Origin of the sequence: Amycolatopsis cihanbeyliensis (assembly GCF_006715045.1) — a bacterium.
Classification (GTDB): domain Bacteria; phylum Actinomycetota; class Actinomycetes; order Mycobacteriales; family Pseudonocardiaceae; genus Amycolatopsis; species Amycolatopsis cihanbeyliensis.
Window position 1 is genome coordinate 5,042,544 of sequence record NZ_VFML01000001.1, and the last position, 21,256, is coordinate 5,063,799.

General features: G+C 70.5%; 23 protein-coding genes. 14 read left to right on the forward strand and 9 right to left on the reverse strand.

Going from position 1 to position 21,256, the window contains the following annotated elements:
- The first annotated feature begins 41 nt into the window (after nucleotides 1-41).
- Nucleotides 42-368 carry a hypothetical protein gene (locus FB471_RS23080; RefSeq protein ID WP_142000479.1) on the forward strand — a complete coding sequence of 109 codons (327 nt, stop codon included), beginning with the start codon at nucleotides 42-44 and terminating at the stop codon, nucleotides 366-368.
- A gap of 3 nt (nucleotides 369-371) precedes the next feature.
- Nucleotides 372-2,030 (forward strand): alpha/beta hydrolase, encoded by a 1,659-nt coding sequence (locus FB471_RS23085; protein ID WP_142000480.1) that lies wholly within the window; start codon nucleotides 372-374, stop codon nucleotides 2,028-2,030.
- Between the two features lie 9 nt (nucleotides 2,031-2,039).
- On the opposite strand, the gene FB471_RS23090 is transcribed toward FB471_RS23085, so the two are convergent.
- The 3 genes from FB471_RS23090 to corA all read right to left on the reverse strand — a co-directional run bounded on the left by FB471_RS23090 (nucleotide 2,040) and on the right by corA (nucleotide 4,970).
- Nucleotides 2,040-2,879 (reverse strand): chromosome partitioning protein ParB, encoded by an 840-nt coding sequence (locus tag FB471_RS23090; RefSeq protein ID WP_142000481.1) that lies wholly within the window; start codon nucleotides 2,877-2,879, stop codon nucleotides 2,040-2,042.
- Nucleotides 2,880-3,019: 140 nt separating this feature from the next.
- Nucleotides 3,020-3,688, reverse strand: coding sequence for a metallophosphoesterase family protein (locus FB471_RS23095; RefSeq protein WP_142000482.1), 669 nt, complete (start codon nucleotides 3,686-3,688; stop codon nucleotides 3,020-3,022).
- A 196-nt stretch (nucleotides 3,689-3,884) separates the two neighbouring features.
- On the reverse strand, nucleotides 3,885-4,970 hold the full coding sequence (corA, locus tag FB471_RS23100; protein ID WP_142000483.1) for a magnesium/cobalt transporter CorA: 1,086 nt from the start codon (nucleotides 4,968-4,970) through the stop codon (nucleotides 3,885-3,887).
- Nucleotides 4,971-5,305: 335 nt separating this feature from the next.
- On the opposite strand from corA, the gene FB471_RS23105 reads away from it, so the two are divergent.
- The 3 genes from FB471_RS23105 to FB471_RS23115 are packed head-to-tail and all read left to right on the forward strand — an operon-like array spanning nucleotide 5,306 to nucleotide 8,559.
- The gene (locus FB471_RS23105; protein WP_142000484.1) at nucleotides 5,306-5,809 is read left to right on the forward strand and encodes a MaoC family dehydratase; all 504 of its coding nucleotides are present in this window, start codon (nucleotides 5,306-5,308) and stop codon (nucleotides 5,807-5,809) included.
- Nucleotides 5,802-6,905, forward strand: a complete 1,104-nt coding sequence (locus FB471_RS23110) for a DUF2332 domain-containing protein (protein ID WP_142000485.1) — start codon at nucleotides 5,802-5,804, stop codon at nucleotides 6,903-6,905. Before FB471_RS23105 ends, FB471_RS23110 begins: the two co-directional genes overlap by 8 nt.
- A gap of 55 nt (nucleotides 6,906-6,960) precedes the next feature.
- Nucleotides 6,961-8,559 carry an acyl--CoA ligase family protein gene (locus tag FB471_RS23115; protein WP_142000486.1) on the forward strand — a complete coding sequence of 533 codons (1,599 nt, stop codon included), beginning with the start codon at nucleotides 6,961-6,963 and terminating at the stop codon, nucleotides 8,557-8,559.
- Here the strand turns inward: FB471_RS23115 and FB471_RS23120 are convergent.
- Together FB471_RS23120 and FB471_RS23125 are read right to left on the reverse strand one after the other, a co-directional pair.
- Nucleotides 8,554-8,958, reverse strand: coding sequence for an NUDIX hydrolase (locus FB471_RS23120; RefSeq protein ID WP_142000487.1), 405 nt, complete (start codon nucleotides 8,956-8,958; stop codon nucleotides 8,554-8,556). The genes FB471_RS23115 and FB471_RS23120 overlap by 6 nt on opposite strands.
- Nucleotides 8,955-10,178, reverse strand: a complete 1,224-nt coding sequence (locus tag FB471_RS23125) for a cytochrome P450 (protein ID WP_142000488.1) — start codon at nucleotides 10,176-10,178, stop codon at nucleotides 8,955-8,957. Before FB471_RS23125 ends, FB471_RS23120 begins: the two co-directional genes overlap by 4 nt.
- Before the next feature lie 414 nt (nucleotides 10,179-10,592).
- Between FB471_RS23125 and FB471_RS34210 the strand changes: the two genes are divergently transcribed.
- From FB471_RS34210 to FB471_RS23150, 6 genes are read left to right on the forward strand one after another with little or no spacing between them, the layout of a single operon-like run.
- Nucleotides 10,593-10,748: a hypothetical protein gene (locus FB471_RS34210; RefSeq protein WP_170220641.1), complete on the forward strand. Its 156-nt coding sequence runs from the start codon at nucleotides 10,593-10,595 to the stop codon at nucleotides 10,746-10,748.
- Nucleotides 10,749-10,770: 22 nt separating this feature from the next.
- Nucleotides 10,771-11,331 (forward strand): PH domain-containing protein, encoded by a 561-nt coding sequence (locus FB471_RS23130; protein ID WP_142000489.1) that lies wholly within the window; start codon nucleotides 10,771-10,773, stop codon nucleotides 11,329-11,331.
- A 51-nt stretch (nucleotides 11,332-11,382) separates the two neighbouring features.
- On the forward strand, nucleotides 11,383-12,243 hold the full coding sequence (locus FB471_RS23135; protein ID WP_142000490.1) for a PHP domain-containing protein: 861 nt from the start codon (nucleotides 11,383-11,385) through the stop codon (nucleotides 12,241-12,243).
- 4 nt (nucleotides 12,244-12,247) lie between these two features.
- Nucleotides 12,248-12,874, forward strand: coding sequence for a MarC family protein (locus FB471_RS23140; protein WP_142000491.1), 627 nt, complete (start codon nucleotides 12,248-12,250; stop codon nucleotides 12,872-12,874).
- A gap of 31 nt (nucleotides 12,875-12,905) precedes the next feature.
- On the forward strand, nucleotides 12,906-13,769 hold the full coding sequence (locus FB471_RS23145) for a RecB family exonuclease (protein WP_142000492.1): 864 nt from the start codon (nucleotides 12,906-12,908) through the stop codon (nucleotides 13,767-13,769).
- Nucleotides 13,770-13,805: 36 nt separating this feature from the next.
- Nucleotides 13,806-14,210 carry a hypothetical protein gene (locus FB471_RS23150; protein ID WP_246076533.1) on the forward strand — a complete coding sequence of 135 codons (405 nt, stop codon included), beginning with the start codon at nucleotides 13,806-13,808 and terminating at the stop codon, nucleotides 14,208-14,210.
- A gap of 101 nt (nucleotides 14,211-14,311) precedes the next feature.
- Here the strand turns inward: FB471_RS23150 and FB471_RS23155 are convergent, their stop codons facing one another.
- The 3 genes from FB471_RS23155 to FB471_RS23165 are packed head-to-tail and all read right to left on the reverse strand — an operon-like array spanning nucleotide 14,312 to nucleotide 18,317.
- The gene (locus FB471_RS23155) at nucleotides 14,312-15,196 is read right to left on the reverse strand and encodes an alpha/beta fold hydrolase (RefSeq protein WP_246076534.1); all 885 of its coding nucleotides are present in this window, start codon (nucleotides 15,194-15,196) and stop codon (nucleotides 14,312-14,314) included.
- A complete protein-coding gene (locus FB471_RS23160; protein WP_142000493.1) occupies nucleotides 15,193-16,551 on the reverse strand; it encodes an Rv3212 family protein in 1,359 nt (452 codons plus the stop codon). Before FB471_RS23160 ends, FB471_RS23155 begins: the two co-directional genes overlap by 4 nt.
- Nucleotides 16,552-16,556: 5 nt before the next feature.
- Entirely contained in the window at nucleotides 16,557-18,317 is a 1,761-nt protein-coding gene (locus FB471_RS23165) for a DEAD/DEAH box helicase (protein ID WP_142000494.1), read from the reverse strand.
- Nucleotides 18,318-18,661: 344 nt separating this feature from the next.
- Here FB471_RS23165 and FB471_RS23170 point away from each other — a divergent pair, with 344 nt between their 5' ends.
- The 3 genes from FB471_RS23170 (at nucleotide 18,662) to FB471_RS23180 (ending at nucleotide 20,891) form a co-directional block, all read left to right on the forward strand.
- Nucleotides 18,662-19,318, forward strand: a complete 657-nt coding sequence (locus tag FB471_RS23170; RefSeq protein ID WP_142000495.1) for a ferritin-like fold-containing protein — start codon at nucleotides 18,662-18,664, stop codon at nucleotides 19,316-19,318.
- 72 nt (nucleotides 19,319-19,390) lie between these two features.
- On the forward strand, nucleotides 19,391-19,621 hold the full coding sequence (locus tag FB471_RS23175; protein ID WP_142000496.1) for a DUF3107 domain-containing protein: 231 nt from the start codon (nucleotides 19,391-19,393) through the stop codon (nucleotides 19,619-19,621).
- 58 nt (nucleotides 19,622-19,679) lie between these two features.
- On the forward strand, nucleotides 19,680-20,891 hold the full coding sequence (locus FB471_RS23180; RefSeq protein ID WP_142000497.1) for a DUF418 domain-containing protein: 1,212 nt from the start codon (nucleotides 19,680-19,682) through the stop codon (nucleotides 20,889-20,891).
- On the opposite strand, the gene FB471_RS23185 is transcribed toward FB471_RS23180, so the two are convergent.
- Nucleotides 20,888-21,229, reverse strand: a complete 342-nt coding sequence (locus tag FB471_RS23185) for a DUF4873 domain-containing protein (RefSeq protein ID WP_142000498.1) — start codon at nucleotides 21,227-21,229, stop codon at nucleotides 20,888-20,890. The genes FB471_RS23180 and FB471_RS23185 overlap by 4 nt on opposite strands.
- Between the last annotated feature and the right edge of the window lie 27 nt (nucleotides 21,230-21,256).

The window sequence follows — 21,256 nt, forward strand, 5'->3', positions numbered from 1 at the left end:
GGTCCCAGGGCGGATGACGAACCGAAGGCACGGGAGCAAGAGTGGCTGACATCGGGGTGACCCAGGGCGAGCTGCGCAAGGCGGGCAACGCGTTGATGGACGCCGCGGACGGCGGCAAGACCGGATCGGGAGACACCGGCGGAAGCTCGGACCTGAGCGGGACGAACTCGGCGGTGTCCACCGGTGGATCCCTGGACGGATTCGCTATCCGCGGCGCGCTGAACACCTGCGAGACCCAGTGGGAGGACGCGACCGACTCGATGCTCGCGAAGATCTCGCTGGCCGGCGACAAGATCGTGCTGGCGGCGGACAGCTACGACGAGATCGAGGCCGACAACGCCGAACCGTTCCGGTTCCTGGAGGGCTGACACATGGTCGACTACGCGCAGCTGAAGGAGTTCGACCGCGGTGAGCTCGACGCCATCGCGGACGCCTGGACCGACCAGGCGAGCAACCTGCGGGACCGGGCGGACGCGGTCGGCGAGCAGATCAGCGCCCTTTCCGGCTGGGAAGGTGAGGCCGGCGAGGCGGCCCGGTCCGGGTTGGAGAAGCTGCGGAACCTGCTGAACGACGCCGCCGACGAGATCGACAAGCTGCCACCCAAGATCACCGACGCGGCGGACACCATCGACGAGGCGAAGCGGGAAGCGGCCAGCGCGGTGGACGGCGCGGACAAGGAACTCGAGGTCGGCGCGGACGGGGTGGTGCGGATCAACACCGTGAGCGGCGGCCCGTCCTCCACCGGGATGAGCACGGATAGCCAGGAGAACGCGCGGGACACCTTGCAGGGCGAGATCGACGACGCGGTGCGCAAGGCCACCGAGGCCGACGAGGACGGCGCCTCCGCCGTGCGCAAGCACCTGCCCGCGCAGATCGGTGTCGATATGACGGAGGTCGGTGACGGCATCCCGCCGATCCCCACTGGCAAAGATCCCGCGAAGGTCAACAAGTGGTGGAACGGCCTTTCTCCGCTGGAGAAGGAGACCCTGCTGTTCACCGACAGCGCCGCCCTCGGCAACCTGGACGGGATCCCGGCCGAGGTGCGGGACCGGGCCAACCGGTTCGTGCTGGACGAGCACCGCGCCATCCTCGAGCAGCGCCAGGAGCAGTACCCGGAGGGCAGCGAGGTCTGGCAGCGGTCGCAGGACCGGCTGGACGCGATCAAGGACCTCGAGTCCGAGCTGGGCGACCCGCATGCGGCCGACCAGGAGGTGTACCTGCTCGCCTTTGACGCGCAGGACGTCCGGGACGGCGAGAACCTGGGGCGCTTCGCGCTGTCCTACGGCAACCCGGACACCGCGGACAACGTGTCCACGGCCGTCCCGGGGATGAACTCGGCGATGAACGGTGACATCGGCGGCAACGAGGACGCCTGGCTGGAGCGGGGTGAGCGGTTGCAGGGCGCCGCGGGCGGCAACACGGCCTCCATCGTGTGGTTCGGTTACGACGCACCCGATTGGGTCGGGGTCACCTCCGATGAGAGCGCTCGGTCGGCTGTCGGCGACCTGCAGGAGTTCCAAAGTGGACTTCGAGCCACGCATGAGGGTCCTGCCTCGCACAACACGGTGATCGGGCACAGCTATGGGGGAGCCGCCCTCGGCCTCACCGCGGCACACGAGGACGGCATCGATGCCGACTCGATCGCGTTCGTCGGTGCCACCGGCGGCGGAGCGGAGACCGCCGACCAGCTCGACGTGAACGCCGCCGACGGCGAGGGCGAGGTGTACTCCGGCCGGACGGACCAGGACATGGTCGGAGGTTACGGCGTCGACGAATGGTACGGCGCCGATCCGAACAGCGAGGCGTACGGCGCTGACCGGGTGTTCGACACCGGTAGCGGGGACGGCGATGGTCCCACCTACGGGCACAGCCCGGCCTACTGGGAGGAGGGCAGTACCTCGCTGGACAACATCGGCCGGATCATCGCGGGGGAGGAGCCCACGGCCGACCCGACCCCGGACATGCCGTACGAGGACCAACCGGACCCACAGATACCCAACAGCCCCAACCGCCAGGACCACGGCTTCTGAGTGGCGGGCTCACCGCTGCCCCGCACGCACCGCCTGGAGCACCTCGTCGTCCCAGCGGTGCGTGCGGATCAGCCGGTAGCGTTCGCTCGCCACCCACATGTAGGCCTCGGTCTCGGTGCGGTCGCCGATCATGTCGGCCTGTCGCAGCATGCCGACAACCGGCAGGTACTCCTCCTCGTACCAGCGCGCGGCCACGGTGGCGCGATCGGCGAAGCTGCCCTCGTCCTGCATCAGCCGGAACCCCCATGCCTCGACGTGCTCGCCGAGTTGGGCGTAGTCCCAGGGGTCGGTGACCAGGATCGCGGCCCGCGACTGCCCGGTCAGCGGCACGCGTTCCAGGAACAGCCTGCGGTAGTCCTTGACGATCAGGTCCCCGCGGTAGCGGATCCCGCCAGGGTCGAGCTTGGTGCGTACCTCGGTCACGTACGCATCTATTGTGGACAGTCTGGCGGCGTGTGCGACGGAGACCCGGTGGTGGCCGTCGGAGATGAAATGCAGCTCGCCGACCCGGTACACCTCGATCGGCGGGATGCTCTCCCCGCGCCGCGTGGCCAGCGCGAGGCGCTCCCAGCGCTCGCGCACCCTGCCGCTGGTGGGGCGGAACCGGCGGTCGAAATCCCTGCCCCGGTCCACGCTGCCGACGATCGTGTCGAGTTTGATCACCCGCAACCCGATCCGGCGCTCGCTGAGGAAACCGAGCGCGTCCACCACCTCGTGGTAGGGCAGCATGATGTTCACGTCGTCGGGCTCCCTGCGCAGCCAGGTCGCCAGCCGGGAAAGCACCTGGCGGCGGCGGGCGCGCAGGAAGTCGTGCTCGGCGTCGGCACGGGGGAAGCCGGTGTCTCGCATGTCAGTTCCCATCCCAATGAGCGCCATGCACCGACGCCGGCGCCCGTACTGCCCGTGCGTTGCTCGCATCCAGCCGCCACGAGCAGCCCTCCGCGAGCTCCGGGCTGCCCCCGTCGGCTGGATTGTGCATGGCTCTCATGTCACGCCTCCGCTCGGGTCCGCCCCAGGTCGAGTAGGTGATACCCGACGACGTTGCGTACCTCGGTCCCGCCGAGCCGGTGCGCGGGCAGGTGCTCGCCGTGCGGGTGGATGTGGCCGTGCAGCAACCACCGCGGCCGTAGTCGCCGGACCGTCCGGTGCAGACAGTCGAAGCCGTGATGCGGTGGGTCCTCGCGGTCGCCGACATGCCGCGGTGGCGAGTGGGCCAGCAGCACGTCCACCGCGCCACCGTCCTTGCGGGCCCGCCTGCGGGCCGCGCGTTCCAGCCCGCGCGCCCTGCGTGCCTGCTGTGCCTGCGTCCACTGGTTCGGACCCTCGTTGTAGCGGACGCAGCCGCCGAGCCCCGCGATGCGCAGGCCCGCCACGTCCACCACCCGGCCGTCGGCGTTGATCCCGCCCGCAGGACCGGGCCACGACGCGGGGAAACCGTCCCGCATGGACAGCCCGCCGTAACGGGTGAACCCGCTCAGGTCCGGATCGTGGTTACCGGGCACGAACACCAGCGGCCGGTCCACGGCGCAGGCGAGGAACTCCAGGTAGTCGAAGGGGATGTCGCCCGCGCCGAGCACCAGGTGGACGTCGAAGGACCGGACGGCGCCGCCGTACAGCCGCTCGTCCACCTCGTCGGCCACCACCAGTGCCGTGGGCATGTCCGCGGTTCAGCCGGTCAGCGGGGGCCGTACGCGAACTCCGGGTTCTTCGCGATCACCGCGATCACCAGCACGATCCAGGTGAGCGCAGCGGTGAGGCCCCAGAACTTCAGGTTGGTCAGGATGCGGGGCATGACGAATACTCCTCCGGTGCGGTCGTGGGGAAGAAACGAGCCGGGGAAGGGCGCCGGGCGCCCTAGAGCCATCGGTTCTTCCGGAATATTCGATAGAGCAACAAGCAGAGCCCGAGGATCACCGAGACGATCATCGGGTAGCCGTACCGCCAGTGCAGCTCCGGCATGAAGTCGAAGTTCATCCCGTAGATCCCGGCGAGCGCGGTGGGCACCGCGATGATCGCCGCCCAGGCGGTGATCTTGCGCATGTCCGAGTTGAGCTGCAGGGTGATCTTGGCAAGGGTGGCGTCCACCAGCGTGGTGAGCAGCTCGTCGAAGCCGGCGACCCGCTCGGACACGTTGGTCAGGTGGTCGTGCACGTTGCGGAAGTAGGAACGCACCTCGTCCGGGATCAGCCGGGTGTAGCCCTCGGACAGCCTGCGCAGCGGGGTGGCCAGCGGCATCACCGCGCGGCGCAGCTCCAGCACCTCGCGCTTCATCAGGTAGATCTGCTCCGAGGTCACCGGGGACCGCGGCGCGAACACCTGCGTCTCCATCTCGTCGATGTCGTCCTCGATCCGGTCGGTGACATCGAGGAAGTGGTCCACCACGTGGTCGGCGATGGCGTGCAGTACCGCGGCCGGTCCCGGCTTGAGTGTCTCGGGATCGGCGTCCAGATCCCTGCGCAACCGGGCGAGGCCGGAGTGGTTGCCGTGCCGCACGGTGATGATGAAGTCCGGGCCGAGGAAGGCCATCAGCTCGCCGGACTCGACGATCTCGTTCGCGGTGGTCGGCGACTCGTGCTCCACGTACCGCACCGTGCGGAACACCATGAACAGCGTGTCGTCGTAGCGCTCCAGCTTCGGCCGCTGGTGCGCGTGCACGGCGTCCTCCACGGCCAGCTCGTGCAGGCCGAAGGTTTCCGCGATGCCCTGGATCTGCTCGGAGTCCGGCTCGTGCAGGCCGATCCAGACGAAGCCCTCGCCGCGTCCGCGCACGTCCTCGATCGCGGCGGAGTGCGTCCAGCGACCGGGCTGCCGCTTGCCGTCGAGGTAGACAGCGCAGTCGACCACGTAGGCGGACAGTGGCACCGGGATCGGTGGCTGCACCCGGTTGAGCCTGCTGCTGCCCCGGCCGCGCAGGCCGCCGAAGGAGGGAATCGTGGGCATGGGTTCTCCTGGCTGTCACGTCGTGGAACGGCAACGACGGGCTCTAGGGCGGAGGGATCCGCCCCGGCACTACCAGCGGTCCCGGCCAGGTCCTACCGGGTCACCAGGGAGAAACGGTGCCGGCCGGTCGGGCAGGAACGCTGGTGCTACTAGGGAGCGGACTATCGCTACTACTCATCGCGCGTTCCTCACCTCCTTCGGCCGTGGCTGTGTGGGGTGTGCCTACTCGCGTTGACGTAGCCGACACCGATGGTCAAGGGTACTCCCCAACATCACGGGACGTCGTTTGAGGTCGATGCGGTGTTACCTGCGGCCGGTAAATCGAGGAGGAACGCGTGCAGTTCGGGCGGTATTTCGAGGAGTTCGAGGTCGGCGCCGTGTACAAGCACTGGCCGGGCAAGACGGTCACCGAGTACGACGACCACCTGTTCTGCCTGCTGACCATGAACCACCACCCGCTGCACCTGGACGCGCACTACGCGGGGGAGACCACCGACTTCGGCAAGAACGTGGTGGTCGGGAACTACATCTACTCGCTGTTGCTCGGCATGTCGGTTCCGGACATTTCCGGAAAGGCGATCGCGAACCTTGAGGTCGAGTCGCTGCGGCACGTCAAGCCGACCTTCCACGGCGACACCATCTACGGGGAGACCGAGGTACTGGAGAAGGCGCCCTCGAAGTCGAAGGACGACCGCGGCGTGGTGTACGTGGAGACCCGCGGGTACAAGCAGGACGGTGTGATCGTGTGCACCTTCCGGCGCAAGGTGATGGTGCCCAAACGCTCCTACGGCGAGGCCCGCGGCGGCGAGCAGCCGGGACGTCCGGTGCCGCATGAGTGACCTGCTCAGCGAGATCAAGCAGCGGTTGACCCGGTTCGCCGAGCGGGAGGCGTCGGGCTCGCCGCTGTACCAGCATCTTGCGGCCAAGGCCGCCGAGGACGACGCGGTGGCCAGCCTGCTCGCGGCCGCCCCGCCCAGCGACGCGCACCCGACCCTGCTGCTGGCCGCCGCGCACCGGCTGATCCAGGCCGACCCGATCCACCCGCTGTCCCGCTACTACCCCTCGCTCGGCGGGTTCGACGGGGTGGATGCCGAGACCTGGCCGATGTTCCGCACCTTCCTGCTGGAGCGGGCCGAGCAGGTACGGGAGATCGTCACCACCCGCTACACCCAGACCAACGAGGTCCGCCGCGCCGCGCTGCTCTATCCGGCCATCTCGCTGGCGGCCAAGCAGGCAGGCGGCAAGGTCGCCCTGCTCGAGGTGGGTTGCAGTGCCGGGCTGCTGCTCGGCCTGGACAAGTTCGGCTACCGCTACCAGTGCGACGGCGGCGAGCAGCTCGTCGCGGGCCCGGCCAAGGCCGCGGTGGGGCTGCACTGCGCCCTGGAACCGGCGCCGGGTGCGACCCTGCCGAAGCTGCCGAAGAAGCTGAACGTCGGCGCCCGGCTCGGGCTGGACCGGGCACCGGTGGATGCCGGGGACGAGGAAGAACTGGCCTGGCTGGAGGCCTGCGTCTGGGCCGACCAACCCGACCGGATCCGGCTGCTGCGCACCGCCGCGCTCGCACAGCGCAAGAGTCCGCCGGAGCTGATCGCCGGGGACGCGGTGGACGACCTGCCCGCCGCGGCAGGGCGGCTGCCCGCCGAGCTCCCGCTGATGGTGCTCACCAGCCACACCCTGCCCTACCTGCCGGACCACCGGCGGCAGGAGTTCGTCGACGCGCTGGCCAGGCTGGCAGCGCAGCGCCCGCTGTGGTGGATCAGCCAGGGTTCCTACGAGAACGCGATGGCCTACGTGCTGCCGGGGCGGGACGACCTCGCCTTCGGCAACACCGGCCAGGCCGTGCTGGGCCTGGCCACCTGGGTGGACGGCACGGTCCGCGCGCAAGCGCTTGCGCGCACGGATCCGCACGGCCAGCGGATGGCCTGGTTGCCGTAGCTCACTCTCCGGTCGGCGGTTGTGGCCTCATTCCGGTCCGGTGACCATTGCTGCCATGGCTGACCTTGCTGCCCCCGCGGACCCCTGCTATACGCCGCTCACCCCGCTCGCCTTTCTGGAGCGCTCGGCGGAGGTGTTCGGCGACAAGACCGCCATCGTCTACGGCGACCGCCGGACCAGCTACCGGGAGTTCGCCGCCGAGGCGACCCGGGTGGCGCGGGCGTTGCGCGCGGTGGGGGTCGCGCCGGGCGACCGGGTGGCGTACCTGCTGCCGAACATCCCGGAGATGCTGGTGGCGCATTTCGCGGTGCCGCTGTCCGGCGGGGTGCTGGTGGCGATCAACACCCGGCTGGCGCCCGCCGAGATCAGCTACATCCTCCGGCACTCCGGGGCGAAGGTGCTGGTCGTGGACGCCGGGCTGCACGCGTCGGTGGCGCCGGTGCTGGACGAGCTGCCGGTCCACGAGATCGTCACCGTGCTCGACCCGGCCTCCGGGGCGGCACCCGATCCCGCCGTCGGCGGCATCTCCTACCCGGACCTGCTGGAGCGGGGCAGCGCCGAGCCGCTGCCGTGGGCCGTCGCCGACGAGCGGGACACCATCTCGATCAACTACACCTCGGGCACCACCGGCAGGCCCAAGGGTGTGATGTACCACCACCGCGGGGCCTACCTGAACGCGCTGGCCGAGGTGGTGCACTCCCGGCACACCCCGGAGTCGCGGTACCTGTGGACCCTGCCGATGTTCCACTGCAACGGCTGGTGCACCGCCTGGGCGGTGACCGCGATCGGTGGGACCCACGTATGCCTGCGTTCGGTGGACCCCGTGGAGATCTGGCGGCTGCTGGACACCGAGGGCATCACCCACCTGAACGGCGCGCCGACCGTGCTGGTCACCATCGCGAGTCACGACGGCGCGCACCCGCTGGCGCGCGAGGTGCTGGTCACCACGGCCGGCGCGCCCCCGAGCCCGACCGTGATCCGGCGGATGTCCGAGCTGGGCACGCGGCTGGTGCACGTGTACGGGCTGACCGAGACCTACGGGCCGTACACCGTCTGCGAGTACCAGGACGGCTGGCTCACCCTGGATATCGAGCGGCGCAGCAGGCTGCTGGCCCGGCAGGGAGTCGGGATGGTGGTCACCGACGGCGTCCGGGTGGTGGACGAGGACATGGCGGACGTACCGCGGGACGGCGCCACCATGGGTGAGGTGGTGATGCGCGGCAACAACGTGATGTCCGGGTACTTCGCCGATCCCGATGCCACGGCGGAGGCCTTCCGCGGCGGCTGGTTCCACTCCGGTGACCTGGGCGTGTGGCATCCGGACGGCTACATCGAGCTGCGGGACCGGGCCAAGGACATCATCATCTCCGGCGGGGAGAACATCTCCACGATCGAGGTGGAGGCCGCCATCGACTCGCATCCGGCGGTGCACGAGGTCGCGGTGGTCGGCGTGCCGCACGAGAAGTGGGGCGAGCGGCCGAAGGCGTACGTGGTGCTGCGTCCGGGTGCCACGGCGGACGCCGGGGACCTGCTCGAGCACGTGCGTGCCGGCATTGCCCGGTACAAGGTGCCGGACCAGGTCGAATTCGTTACCGAGCTCCCCAAGACCTCCACCGGCAAGATCCAGAAGTTTCACCTCCGCAACCCCTCATAGCAGTGGGCTTGGCAGGGCTCGCCAGGTGCGGAGGAGATGGGGGAGGGACTCGGTGAGCCGGCCGTCGCTGGCGAGGGCGGTGAAGGCGGGGCCGTCGACCCAGCGGGCGTCGGCCGCGTCGTCGCCCGGCCGCAGCACGCCCCCGCGCGGGGTGCACCGGTAGTCGTGGATCTCGAACCGACCGCGGACGATCGTGCCCACCAGCTCGCCGGGCAGCACCTCCAGCCCGGTCTCCTCGCGCAGCTCCCTGGCCACCGCCTCGGCGTCGCTCTCGCCGGTCTCCACCCGGCCGCCGGGCAGGGTCCACAGCCCGCGGGAGGGCTCGTTCGCCCGCCGGATCAGCAGCAGCCTGCCCGCCTCGTCGTGCAGGATCCCGCCCACGCAGCGAACGAGCGTCATGTGCGCACCGGCAGCCGCTCCGGACCGCGCAGGTTGAGCCTGCCGTTCCACACCACGTCGCCGTCCAGCGCGAGGTTCGGGAACCGCCGCACCAACCGGCCGATGGCGACCCTGCCCTCCAGCCTGGCCAGCGCGGCGCCGAGGCAGTGATGCGGCCCGCCACCGAAGGACACGTGCTGGCGGGCGCCGCGCCGATCCAGGCGCAACCGCTCGGCGTCCGGACCCCAGAAGTCCGGATCCCGGTTCGCCGACGCGAGGTTGGCCAGCACGAACATGCCCGGTTCGATCTCCTGCCCGCCGATGGAACAGGGCGCGAGGGTGACCCGCCTGCTGCTCTGCACGGGGCTGTCGTAGCGCAGCAGCTCGTCCACGGCGTTGTCGGCCAAACCCGGATCGGCGCGCAGCCGGTCGAGCTGGTCCTGGTTGCGCAGCAGGGCCAGTGTTCCGCCCGCGATCAGGTTCACCGTGGTCTCGTGCCCCGCGACATAGAGCAGGGCCACCTGGGCGACCAGCTCGTCATCGCCGAGCACGTCCCCGTCCTCCTCGGCGGAGATCAGCGCGCTCAGCAGGTCGTCGGCCGGGTTCCGGCGCTTCCACCGGAGCACTTCCTCGATCATCCCGGCCACCTCGTTGTCCGCGGCGGCGATAGCTCTGAGCAGGGCTGGATCGTTGACCGGCTCGACCGCGCGCACCAGGGTGCCGGTGAGCTCGCGCAGCCGCTCGTGGTCGGTCGGCGGCATGCCGAGCATCCGGGAGATCACCGTGAACGGCAGCGGGAAGGCCAGTGCCTCCACCAGGTCCACCCGCCCGGCCTCGGCGATCGTCGCCAGCGCGTCGTCGACCAGCGCGGTCACCTCCGGCTCCAGCGCCGCGATGGTGCGCGGGCTGAACGCCCTGGACACCAGCTTGCGCAGCCGGGTGTGGTCCGGCGGGTCCAGGTCCAGCATCGACCTGCCGTCGACCCGCCGGGTGTCCGCGACACCCGCGTCCTCGTAGAGCTGCTGCAGCGGACCCTCGGCGGCGTTGCGGTCCTCGACCGACAGCCCGGAGCGCATCAGCGCGAACACGTCCTCGTAGCGGGAGATCACCCAGAACCCGAGTGGATGCCGGTGTACCGGCGCACGTTCGCGCAGCTCCGCGTAGTGCGGGTACGGGTCCTCGGCGAAGCCGGCGGCGAACGGGTCGAAAACCGGGGAGTCGTCGGTGGTGACGTCGGTCATAGTGGCCTCCCGTATCGCCTGCCTGCGCCGGTGGTTATCTGCGCCACTCATGTTATGTGCTGACGAATGGAACTGGGAGTAATCGTCGATATCACCGAAAGTGCTAAACCGGGTCGAGGATCCGCTGATCGTGTCGGCGGATTCCCCCGGGAGCGCCGTGACTCACCGTGCGCACGCCCGGCCTCGCTTCGGGAGTGCCTGGTTGGGATGAAGCGGACAAATGCCGTCAGGCAGGCCGCGAGCCCCGAAAATACCCCCGCAGTTGATCACGCAGTGTGTTCATCCGCTAGGATTCGACCCGGTCACTGACCCAAGCGCGGGACTTTTCTCCCGTAGCGCAGCGCAGTGCGGTACAAACTTAGTTGTTACTGTCGTCGTCGGTCTGGACAGAGACGAGATCGGAGCATCGTGAACGTGAAGAAGCTCCTCATATTCGCGGGCGTCGCGTTGGTGCTTTTCTTCGTGATCGCCGAACCCAACGGGGCAGCCGGGCTCGTCGGGAACATCCTCGGCTACCTCCAAGACGCGGCCGAATCGGTGATCACCTTCGTGAGCAATGTGTTCAGCTGATCGCCACGAGTAGCCTGGGACTATGTTCGCGCCACGGGACCCAGACGAGTACCTGCTCGAAACCGAGCGCCGTGTCATCCGCATCCGGCGTCACTGGGCCTCGTTGCTGTGGGATGCCTTCGAGGCAGTCGCCCTCATCGCCGTCTGCGTGATGGTGTCCTACCTGCTGCCCCCCTCGATGTGGGTGCTGCAGAACGTGCTCTGGTACGCCGCGCTGGTGGTGGTGCTGCGGTTCGCCTACTACGTGGTCGAGTGGTGGGTGGAGCGGCTGGTGGTCACCGACAAGCGGTTCATCATGACCAAGGGCGTCTGGACCACCAAGGTGCTGATGATGCCGATCAGCAAGGTGACCGACCTCACCTACCAGCGCTCCTTCTGGGGAAGGATGCTCGGCTACGGCACGACCGTGGTGGAGTCGGCGGGCCAGATCCAGGCGTTGAACCACATCAGCTATCTCCCCCGGCCGGAGGACTTCTACGACACCATCTCCGAGCTGGTGTTCGGGGACAAGCAGAAGCAGGCCGAGCGGTTCTCGATGATCAAGGCCCAGCGCGCGGCCCGGGGCAAGCGGATGGTGGGCTGACACATCCCGGCCGGCGCGGGTGCGTGGAAGCGGCTCGGCAAGAATGATGCGATGCGCATCGACCTGCACACCCACTCCACGGCCTCGGACGGCACCGACAGTCCGGCCGAACTGGTCGCTGCCGCGGCACGCGCCGGTCTCGACGTGGTCGCGTTGACCGACCACGACACCACGGCCGGCTGGCAGCCCGCCATCGAGGCGCTCCCGCCGGGCCTGACCCTCGTTCCCGGAGCCGAGCTCTCCTGCCTTTCCGTGGACGAGCACGGCAGGCGGGTGAGCGTGCACCTGCTGGCCTACCTTTTCGACCCGGCGGCGCCAGCCGTGGTCGCCGAGCAGCACCGGTTGCGGGTGGAGCGGCGCAGCAGGCTGCGGGGGATGGCCGTGCGGATGGCGGAGAACGGCCTGCCGGTCGACCCGGAGGAGGTGCTGGGCCTGCTGCCCCCGGACTCCCCAGCCGGGCGCCCGCACCTGGCCCAGGCGCTGGTGCGGGCCGGGGTGGTGCGCAGCGTGGACGAGGCGTTCGCCGAATACCTCGGCAACGGGCGCGGCTACTACCTTCCGCGCGAGGACACCCCGGTCGAGCAGGCCATCGACATGATCGCCGAGGCGGGCGGGGTGACCGTGCTGGCGCATCCGTTCGCCGGCTCCCGCGGCCCGACGGTGACCCAGGAGGTGATCGCGGCGCTCGCCGCTCACGGCCTCGCCGGGCTCGAGGTGGACCACCCCAACCACGACGCGGAGACCCGGGCGGTGCTGCGCGGCCTCGCAGGCGAGTTGGGGCTGGTGCGAACCGGATCGAGTGACTACCACGGGACGAACAAGACCATCGCGATCGGCCAGGAGACCACCGACCCCGAGGTCTTCCACGCCCTCGCCGAGCGCGCCACCGGGGCTCGCGTGATGGTGGGCTGAGCCGATGCCGATCCAGGACTACTTCGACCTCAAGCTGTTCATGGAGGCCTCGATCACCCTGGTCGTGATCATGGATCCACCGGGGACCGTGCCGGTCTTCCTCAGCCTGGTCGGCCGCAAGCCGTTCGCCGCGCGGGCGCGCGCGGCCCGGCAGGCGGTGCTGGTCTCGTTCCTGGTGGTCTCGCTGTTCGCCGTGGCGGGACAGGCGATTCTGGCCTATCTCGGTATCGGTATCCCCGCCCTGCAGGGCGCGGGTGGGTTGCTGCTGCTGTTGATCGCGCTGGAACTGTTGACCGGGAGGAGCAGCGCGGAACCCGAGGCGGCCGAGGACGTGAACGTCGCGCTGGTCCCGCTCGGCACGCCGCTGCTGGCCGGGCCGGGCGCGATCGCGGCGACCATTGTGTTCGTCCGGCAGGCGGAGGGGCACACCGGCGCCTATATCGCGCTCGGACTCGCCATCGTCACCGTGCATCTGGTGCTGTTCCTGTGCATGCGCTACTCGGGCGTGATCATCCGGCTGATCAAGGAAGGCGGGATCACCCTGCTGGCCAAGATCGCCGGTCTGCTGCTGGCGGCGATCGCGGTGGAGCTGGTCGCCGACTCGGTGCGCGGGTTCGTCGCCGGTAGCTGAGGGTGTCGGGGCCTTCTGGCAGAGTGAAGAGATGTCGCAGATGGGGTTCGACTTCGGGGGACAGCAGCCGCGCCGGTTGACCAAGGTCACGCCCTCCAAGCTGGCCACCTTCGAGGACTGCCCGCGCCGCTACCGAATGGCCTATGTGGACCGTCCGACACCGCAGCGCACCGGCGCGTGGGCGCACAGCACGCTCGGCGCCGTCGTGCACAACGCCTTGCGCGCGCTGTACGACCTGCCGGCACAGCGGCGGACTCCCGCTCGGGCCGCGGCGCTGGTCGTCGAGCAGTGGCAGGACGCCGGGTTCGCCGACGCCGAGCAGGCGCAGCGGTACCGCGAGCGGGCCAAGGGCTGGGTCACGGACTACGTCGAGCGGCATGATCTCGTTACCGAGCCGATCGGGGTCGAGCGCTGGGTCTCGGCTCCGGCCAGCTCGCAGGGTTTGGACGGGCCACCGTCGATGATCATCGAGGGCCGCGCGGACCGGATCGACCAGCGCGAAGGCGAGTTGGTGATCGTGGACTACAAGACGGGCAGGTGGGTTCCGGAGTCGCGGGACGCGCGCAGCGCGCAGGCGCTCGCCCTGTATGCGGTGGCCGCGCGCAGGACGTTGCGGATGCCCTGCCGCCAGGTCGAGTTGCACCACCTGCCGAGCGGCACCGTCGCCGCCGCCGAGCACACCGAGGAGAGCCTGCGCCGCCAGCTGAAACGCGCCGAGGAGTCGGCGGCCGACCTGCGGCAGGCTGCGGATACGCTGAGCGAAGGCGGTGACGCCGAGGAGTTGTTCCCGGTGCGGACCGGCAGGCACTGCTCATGGTGCGATTTCCGGCCGAGCTGCCCCGCCGGGCAGCAGGCGGCGCCCGCCGCGCAGGCGTGGGACCTGTTGGCGCCCTGAGCGTGGCGACACCGTCCCGGACACACCGAGAGGATCATGGAAAGCCGGATGTACGGAAAGGACACCACCGAGCTGGAGGCCGTGCCGACCACCGTGCCGATCCCCGTGCCGACCACCGCGCCGGACCGTCAGGAGGAGGTCACCGAACCTTTGGCCGCCCCAGGACGCACCTCCGGCCGATGGTGGCGCGGGTTGACGGGTTCGCTCGCCGCCGGGCTCGCCGTGCTCGCGGTCGGTGTGCTCGGTGCCCAGGTCCTCGGCTGGGCCAGTGCTTCCAGCGGTCCCGGTGCGTTCATGACCTGCGGTCACCTGCTGGCCGCCGGGCTGGCGATTCTCGCCCAGCGGGTCGTCGACCGTGGCACCGGCAGGCTCGCGGGTCTTGCCGCGCTGGCCGTGGTCCTGCTGGTCGTGGCACCCCTGTGGCTGTTCTGGTGGCACTGACCGGTCGCGCCGCGTACGGGAACGGCAAACTCGGGCGCGTGGGCGGCAAACTCGGGCGCGTGGATGGCAAACTCGGGCGCGTGGGCGGCAAACACGAACTCTCAGCGGAGCCAGGAGGTCCAGGCGGGTAGCAGGATGCCCAGCAGGCCGGCGGGATTCTCGGTGTTCGGGGAGTGCGCCGCCCGCGGGACCAGCTCGAACGGGACGCCGAGGCGGCGCGCCATCTCCCGCTGTGCGGGGAGGTTCCACGCGTCGTCCTGGGCACCGGCGACGACGAGGCAGCGCAGGCCGTCGCGGCGCAGCACCGCGGCGAGGTCGTCCACCCGGTCCGGCTCGGCGCGTAACCCGGCGGCCATCCCCAGCAGGCCCTTCGCGTTGGAGGCGACGAACCGCTCCCGGAGGAACTCCTTCAGCTCGGGCGGAACCGCCGCCCACCCGGGCAGGGTGGCGTTCAGCCGCTCCCGGACACCGTAGGCCGCGCTCAGCCCGTTGGCTCGCAGTTCGGGCTCCCCGGTGCGCAGGGCGTCCAGCCGGAAGCCGTTCGGCAGCCGGCCCGGTCCGCTGCCGAGCAGGGTGAGCCCGGCGACCGGTGCGCCGGCCAGCACGGCGCCGCGCGCGACCAGCCCGCCATAGGAATGCCCGAGCAGGATCACCGGTGCGGGCAGCGCGCCGGCCACCTCCGCGACCACCGTGCCCAACTCGGCGGGCAGGTAGGCGGACTCCTCATCCGGGCCGGGGGACTCGTACTGGCCCGGCAGGTCGATCGCGACCGCGTGGACGCCCGCGGCCGCGCAGCCGTCCAGCAGCGGGGCGAAGTCCTCCTTGGACCCCGTGTACCCGGGTACCAGCAATGCCGTGGCCAGCGGGTTCTCCGGCTCCGGCCCGCGCAGCGCGGCGATCGGGCCGTACCGGCCCCGCAGTTCCACCCGCGTGCCGTGATGCGGCGAAAGCTGCGACGCGCCTTCGCCCGGGCCCGCGGCCCTCACCGCAGGGCCACCAGGGTTTCGCCACGTTGCTCGAGCAGTACCGGCCCGGCGGCGTCCAGGAACACCGGACCGCCGTAGCCGCGCCGGTCCACGCTCACCGTGCGCACGGTCCTTCCGTTCTCCTCGTCCAGTACCGCCAGCCCGCCGTTGATCGGCACCACGTACTGCCCGGCGAACACCGTGCCCGGCCCGCGCGTGCCACGAACAGTCCACTGTGGCGTGAGGTCGGTGCGGGACAGCGCCATGGTGCTGGATCCGGTGAACCAGTAGATCCCCCGCGCGCCGTGCGCGGTGGAGACCACCCCGCCGGGCGGGTCGCCCTCGAGGTCGGCCGCGGGCAGGTCGAGCGGGTACGCCGAGCGCTCTGTGCCCTCCGGGCCGTACAACACCAGCAGTTTCTCCGCGGGCAGCGCGACCGCGGCGACCTCATCCGACATGGCGACGAGCTGCGCCGAGCGGCCCGCCACCTGGACGCTGAACACCTCTTCCGGTTTGTCGCTGTCCTTGGGCACCGACTCGAGCACGGTGAGCCGGTCGGCACTGTCCCCTGGGCAGCGCTCGATCACTCCGACCTTGCCGCCGGCCGCGGCCACCGAGCCGTAGCCGCACCCGGTACGCGGCTGCTTGTTCGGGTTGACCGGTGCCGGGACCCGGCCGTACTCCAGTGTCTTCACCAGGTCGTTGCGCCAGGTGTTGAGCAGCGTGTCGCCGGTCGTCGTCACATGCTTGCCGTCACTGACCAGCCGGGTACCCGGCTCGGCGTCCCCGTTGCGCTGCCCGGTCCGCCGCCCGGTCTCGGTGTCCAGCGCGGTGACCTCGCTGCAACCCATCTCCTTGCGGTACACCGCCAGTGCCTCGGACCACTCGGTGCCCACCGTGCACAGCTCGAGCCCCCTGGCATAACGCCAGCGCACCTGGCCGGTCAGCGCGTTGCGGCCGGCCACGGCGCCGGCCGAGCCGGTGATCACGGTCGGGCCGGCCACGACCGGGGCGTGGGTGGCCGCGCTCGGCTCCCGCCACATCTCGGTCAGCGATCCGGGGACCTCGGTGGGCGCCGCGGGCAGCGGCTCCGGCGGCGGCGCGGTCTGCAGGCTGGTCGCTCGCTGGTCGCCGGACGCCCAGACCAGTACACCGGCCACCACGCAGACCACCACGATCGCGGTCGCGATCACCCGGTCCCGCTTGCGGTTCCACGGCGAACGGCTGGACCTCGCGGCCGAGTGCCGGGGCCCCGAGCGCTCGGCGGACGGCTCGGCCGCCTCCCCGCCGCTCGCGGCGTCCTCGGCGGACACCGGCTCCGGTTCCGGTTCCGCGTCCGGCTCGATGTGCTCTGACCTACCGCGGGAGTCTGTCACGCCATTCAGTCTGCCGAAGCGGGTGTGTCGCTGTTGTTGGGTACCCCACCCCGACGCCGCCTGCGGCGCCGGGGAGCCGGGCGCTCGGCGCTGTTCTCGCCCTCGGTCGGCCGGCTCGGTGTGGAGCGGGTGGTCGCGGAATCCGACTTGTCCGGCCCGCCGGAAGCCTCGCCGGTGTTCTTTCCGCCGCGGGTGCGGCGCCGCCGGTGGCGGGACTCGCCGGTGGCGTCCTCGGGCCTGCTGCCGTTCGTGCTCGCCTGCTCCGAGTCACCGCTCGGGCCGGTGGCCGTGGTCGAGGCGGTGCCCGCGCCGCGGGTGCGCCCGCGTGGCTTGCGGCGACCGGCGGACTGGCTGGTGGACTCCGAGCGGCCCTTGCGCTTGCCGCCCCACTGCTCCTCCGGCTCGGCGTCCAGCCCGGCTCGCGTCCGCTTGGCCAGCGGCAGCCTGCCGGTGGCGTCCGTGGGGATGCCGAGGTCGGTGAACAGGTGCGCCGAGGTCGAGTAGGTCTCCACCGGCTCCGGCCGGTCCAGGTCCAGCGCTTCCGAGATGAGCTTCCAGCGTGGTTCCTCGTCCCAGTCGACCAGGGTGATGGCCACCCCGGTCTTGCCGGCTCGCCCGGTGCGGCCGATCCGGTGCACGTAGGTCTTCTCGTCCTCCGGCGTCTGGTAGTTGATCACGTGCGTGACGTCGTCCACGTCGATGCCGCGGGCGGCGACGTCGGTCGCGACCAGCACGTCCACCTTGCCGGTCCGGAACGCGCGCAGCGCCTGCTCGCGGGCACCCTGGCCGAGGTCCCCGTGTACGGCCGCGGCGGCGAACCCGCGCTCGGCGAGGTCGTCGGCCACCTTCTGGGCGGTCCGCTTGGTCCGGGTGAAGACCATCGTCAGCCCCCGGCCATCGGCCTGCAGCGTGCGGGCCACCAGTTCCGGTTTGTCCAGCGAGTGTGCCCGGTAGACGAACTGGGCGGTGCGCTCGTGGATCGCGCCCGCGTCGTTCTCCTCCGCCCTGATGTGTGTCGGGCGGGTCAGGAAGGTCCGCGCGAGGTTGATGATCGGGCCGGGCATCGTGGCCGAGAACAGCATGGTCTGCCGCTGCTCGGGCACCATGCGCAGGATCCGTTCGATGTCCGGGAGGAAGCCGAGGTCGAGCATCTCGTCGGCCTCGTCGAGCACCAGGCCGCGGACCTTGCCGAGCACGAGATGCTGCTGCTCGGCGAGGTCGAGCAGCCGGCCGGGGGTGCCGATCACCAGGTCCACGCCCTTGCGCAGGGCCTCGATCTGCGGTTCGTACGGCCGGCCACCGTAGATGGCCAGCGTGCGGATGCCGAGGTGCTTGCCCGCGTCGGTGAGGTCATGGGTGACCTGCAGGCACAGTTCCCTGGTGGGGACCACCACGAGCGCCTGCGGGGTGCCGTCGCCGGGGAGCGTGAGCCGCTGCAGCAGTGGGACGCCGAAACCGAGGGTCTTGCCCATCCCGGTACGGGCCTGGCCGATCAGGTCGTCGCCGGCGAGGGCCAGCGGCAGGGTGAGCGACTGGATCGCGAAGGTGCGCTCGATACCGGCCTCGTTGAGCGCGCGGATGATCTCGGGGCGGACGTCGAACTCGGCGAACGCCGGCGCCTCCGGCTGGACGACCGGGGCCGCCTGCAACGGGTGTGAGGGGTCGTCCTCCGGCAGGCCGTTCTCGCTGTGTTCCAGCTCGACCGGATCCGCGGGGTCGGTGGTGGATGGGGTCTGGTTCGCGGTCAGAATGATCGCCTCTCTCATACCAGCGCGCACTGCCTGGCTCTATGCCGTCACTCGACCGCGAGGGGCTCGATGTGTCTCCCACGCGGGAACCCGGCGAAGAGGCGTGCACGCACACTGTTCCTTGCACTGGGTACCGCTGGCCAAGGCCCGGCCGCGGGCGCGGCGGCCTTCACGCGATACGTGCCCCGCCGGCGGCGGCGCCAGGTTGTGTGCTCCCAGAGGACGCGCCGGCAAGCGGAGCTAACTGTCAATATCATTCGCGAGTGTACCTTGGCTACCGGCATACGCTGTGAGCACCGTCGCTTGCCCGGCGTGTCCTTGCTCTCGTCGGTGAGTTGGCGCATACCACTACGGTGTCAGGCGTGAGCGAGGAAGACCCCGAGATCAGCGGTGGCGTGACCGACCTGCTGGGCGTGCTCGCGTACGGCGAGCTGTCCGCGTTCGACCGGTTGGCCGAGGACGCGCGAACGGCGCCGACGCTGTCCGGGCGGGCCGCGCTGGCCGCTATGGCGTCCGCGGAGATCGGCCACTACGGGTTGCTGGAGAAGTACCTCGCCGAGCACGGGGTCACGGTCGAGGACGCGATGAAGCCGTTCGTCGCGCCGTTCGACGCCTTCCATGCCTCCACCGCGCCGAAGTCCTGGCTGGAGTCGCTGGTCAAGGCGTACGTGGGGGACGGGCTGGCCGCCGACCTCTACCGGGAGATGGCCACCTGGCTGGACCAGGAGACCGGTCGGCTGGTGCTCACCGTGCTCGCCGACACCGGGCACTCGGCCTTCGCCGAGCGGGAGGTCGCCGCCGCGATCGAGCACGACCCGACCCAGCGGGACCGGCTGGCCCTGTGGGGGCGCAGGCTGCTCGGGGAGGCGCTCACCCAGGCGCAGTACGTGGTGGCCGAGCGGGACGGGCTGGCCGAGCTGATCGTGAGCGGTTCGGGTGACCTGTCCGGAATCGCCGGGCTCTTCCGGCGGTTGCAGCAGGGCCACACCAAGCGGATGCAGGTGCTGGGACTCGGTTAGCCTGGACAGCGTTAGCCTGGACAACAGGATCCTGGACACGAGGACATCGGAACGAGCGCGGAGGTTGTGCAGGTGGAGGTCAAGATCGGGATCAAGGACACGCCACGGGAACTGGTGGTGTCCAGCGGTCAGACACCCGATGAGGTCGAGCAGCTCGTCTCCGATTCGCTGAACTCCACCGAGGGGCTGCTCCGGATCACCGATGACAAGGGCCGGACCTTCCTGGTCCCCGCCGATCGCATCGCCTACGTGGAGATCGCGCCATCCGAGGCGCGCCGGGTGGGCTTCGCCGTCGGCGGATAGCCGGTCCGATCAGGTAGTCGGTACGCACCGGTAACATGACCGGTCGTAGGCTCACGCCGTGAACGGCGTTTCCGTAGCACGTGGCGGCAGTGTGGCCCTTGCCCCGCCACGGGGCAGGCTGACCGGCATCGATGTGGCGCGTGGGGTCGCCGTCCTCGGGATGTATGCCACCCACTTCGGCCCGGTGCCGCGCGAGGGTGTCGCCGCCTTCTTCGATCTGTTCTCCGGGCGCTCGACGGCCCTGTTCGCGGTGCTGGCCGGGGTTTCCATCGCGCTGATGGCCGGCGGCGACCGGCCGAAGACCGGGTCGGACCGCAGGACGGTCGCGGCGCGGCTGGCGGTACGGGCGCCACTGCTGCTCCTGCTCGGCCTGCTGCTGCTCGAGCTGGGGACCGGCTACGAGATGATCCTGACCTACTACGGCGTCTGCTTCCTTTTCGCCATCCCGCTGCTGCGGCTACCCGGCCGCCAGCTCGCGGTGCTCGCGGTGCTCGCCGCCACGGTCCTGCCGGTGCTCTCGCACGTCCTGCGGGCCATGGTCGCGCCGCGGGACCTGCTGTTCAACCTGCCGGACGTGCGGCTGGAGATGTTCACCTCGCTCGGCGGGATCTCCGAGGCGACCGGCATCCTGCTGCTCACCGGCACCTACCCGGCGGCGGGCCTGATGGCCTTCGTGCTCGCCGGCATGGCGATCGGCAGGCTGGACCTGCGTGCGCACCAGGTGCGCAGGGTGCTGCTGTTCGGCGGGGCCGGCCTGGCGGCGGCCGCGTACCTGGTGTCCTGGCTCGGCAGCGAGCTGCTGGGGGGAAGCCAGGCGGTGTACCGCTCGCTCGAGGCGCCCGCCGCCGCGGCCGGGCTACGACCGGAGGAGTACTTCGCGGCGGGGGAGTGGATGCTGTTCGGCACCACCCCCACCACGTCCCCCGCCTACCTGCTGGTGTCCAGGGGGCACTCGTTCACTCCCGTGGACCTGCTCGGTTGCATCGGCGTCGCGCTGGCCGTGATCGGCGGGTGCCTGCTGCTGGCCGAGCGTCTCGGCGGATGGCTGCGGCCGCTGCGGGATGTCGGCTCGCTGGCGCTGACCGCCTACGCGGGGCACTTCCTGGTGATCTGGCTGCTGTGGCGGGACCAGTCCGTCTTCTCCCTGCGCTCCCTCGCCGGCTTCACCGGGGGCGCGCTGCTCTTCGCCGTGTTGTGGCGCACGTGGTTCCGCCGCGGCCCGCTGGAGTGGCTGCTGCACAGGGCTTCCGCCTGCGCCGTCGCCCGTTAGGCTTCGACCTGGTCGAGGGTGGTGGGGACGGTGAAAGGGGGCGTGCTGGTGCCGGTCAGGCGGTAGCGGTCCCAGGGGTCCGGATCGGAGATCTCGCCCTTGGCGCTGCCCTCGGGGGTGCGGATCTCGGCGGGCTTCTTCCTGCCACCGGCCAGCGCGGACAGTCGCTCGTTCGGCCTCACCCTGCCGTACCAGTGGTAGTAGCCGTCGATCGGCTGGAAGTGCCCGCGCAGCTCCACCTCGACCTCGAGTTCGGTGTCCTCGACGACCAGGGTCGCCGGACCGGCGTAGCCGTCCTCGTGGTCCTCGTGGTCCTCGTGCTGGTCGTGCTCGCTCATAAAAGCCTCCTACTGTGCCGGTAGGTA

Bases quoted from the DNA above. Each gene is read 5' to 3' on its own strand.
- FB471_RS23085 (WP_142000480.1), top strand. From the start codon at position 372: ATGGTCGACTACGCGCAGCTGAAGGAGTTCGACCGCGGTGAGCTCGAC.
- FB471_RS23090 (WP_142000481.1), bottom strand. From the start codon at position 2,879: ATGCGAGACACCGGCTTCCCCCGTGCCGACGCCGAGCACGACTTCCTG.
- FB471_RS23095 (WP_142000482.1), bottom strand. From the start codon at position 3,688: ATGCCCACGGCACTGGTGGTGGCCGACGAGGTGGACGAGCGGCTGTAC.
- corA (WP_142000483.1), bottom strand. From the start codon at position 4,970: ATGCCCACGATTCCCTCCTTCGGCGGCCTGCGCGGCCGGGGCAGCAGC.
- FB471_RS23110 (WP_142000485.1), top strand. From the start codon at position 5,802: ATGAGTGACCTGCTCAGCGAGATCAAGCAGCGGTTGACCCGGTTCGCC.
- FB471_RS23115 (WP_142000486.1), top strand. From the start codon at position 6,961: ATGGCTGACCTTGCTGCCCCCGCGGACCCCTGCTATACGCCGCTCACC.
- FB471_RS23120 (WP_142000487.1), bottom strand. From the start codon at position 8,958: ATGACGCTCGTTCGCTGCGTGGGCGGGATCCTGCACGACGAGGCGGGC.
- FB471_RS23125 (WP_142000488.1), bottom strand. From the start codon at position 10,178: ATGACCGACGTCACCACCGACGACTCCCCGGTTTTCGACCCGTTCGCC.
- FB471_RS23130 (WP_142000489.1), top strand. From the start codon at position 10,771: ATGTTCGCGCCACGGGACCCAGACGAGTACCTGCTCGAAACCGAGCGC.
- FB471_RS23135 (WP_142000490.1), top strand. From the start codon at position 11,383: ATGCGCATCGACCTGCACACCCACTCCACGGCCTCGGACGGCACCGAC.
- FB471_RS23140 (WP_142000491.1), top strand. From the start codon at position 12,248: ATGCCGATCCAGGACTACTTCGACCTCAAGCTGTTCATGGAGGCCTCG.
- FB471_RS23145 (WP_142000492.1), top strand. From the start codon at position 12,906: ATGTCGCAGATGGGGTTCGACTTCGGGGGACAGCAGCCGCGCCGGTTG.
- FB471_RS23150 (WP_246076533.1), top strand. From the start codon at position 13,806: ATGGAAAGCCGGATGTACGGAAAGGACACCACCGAGCTGGAGGCCGTG.
- FB471_RS23165 (WP_142000494.1), bottom strand. From the start codon at position 18,317: ATGAGAGAGGCGATCATTCTGACCGCGAACCAGACCCCATCCACCACC.
- FB471_RS23185 (WP_142000498.1), bottom strand. From the start codon at position 21,229: ATGAGCGAGCACGACCAGCACGAGGACCACGAGGACCACGAGGACGGC.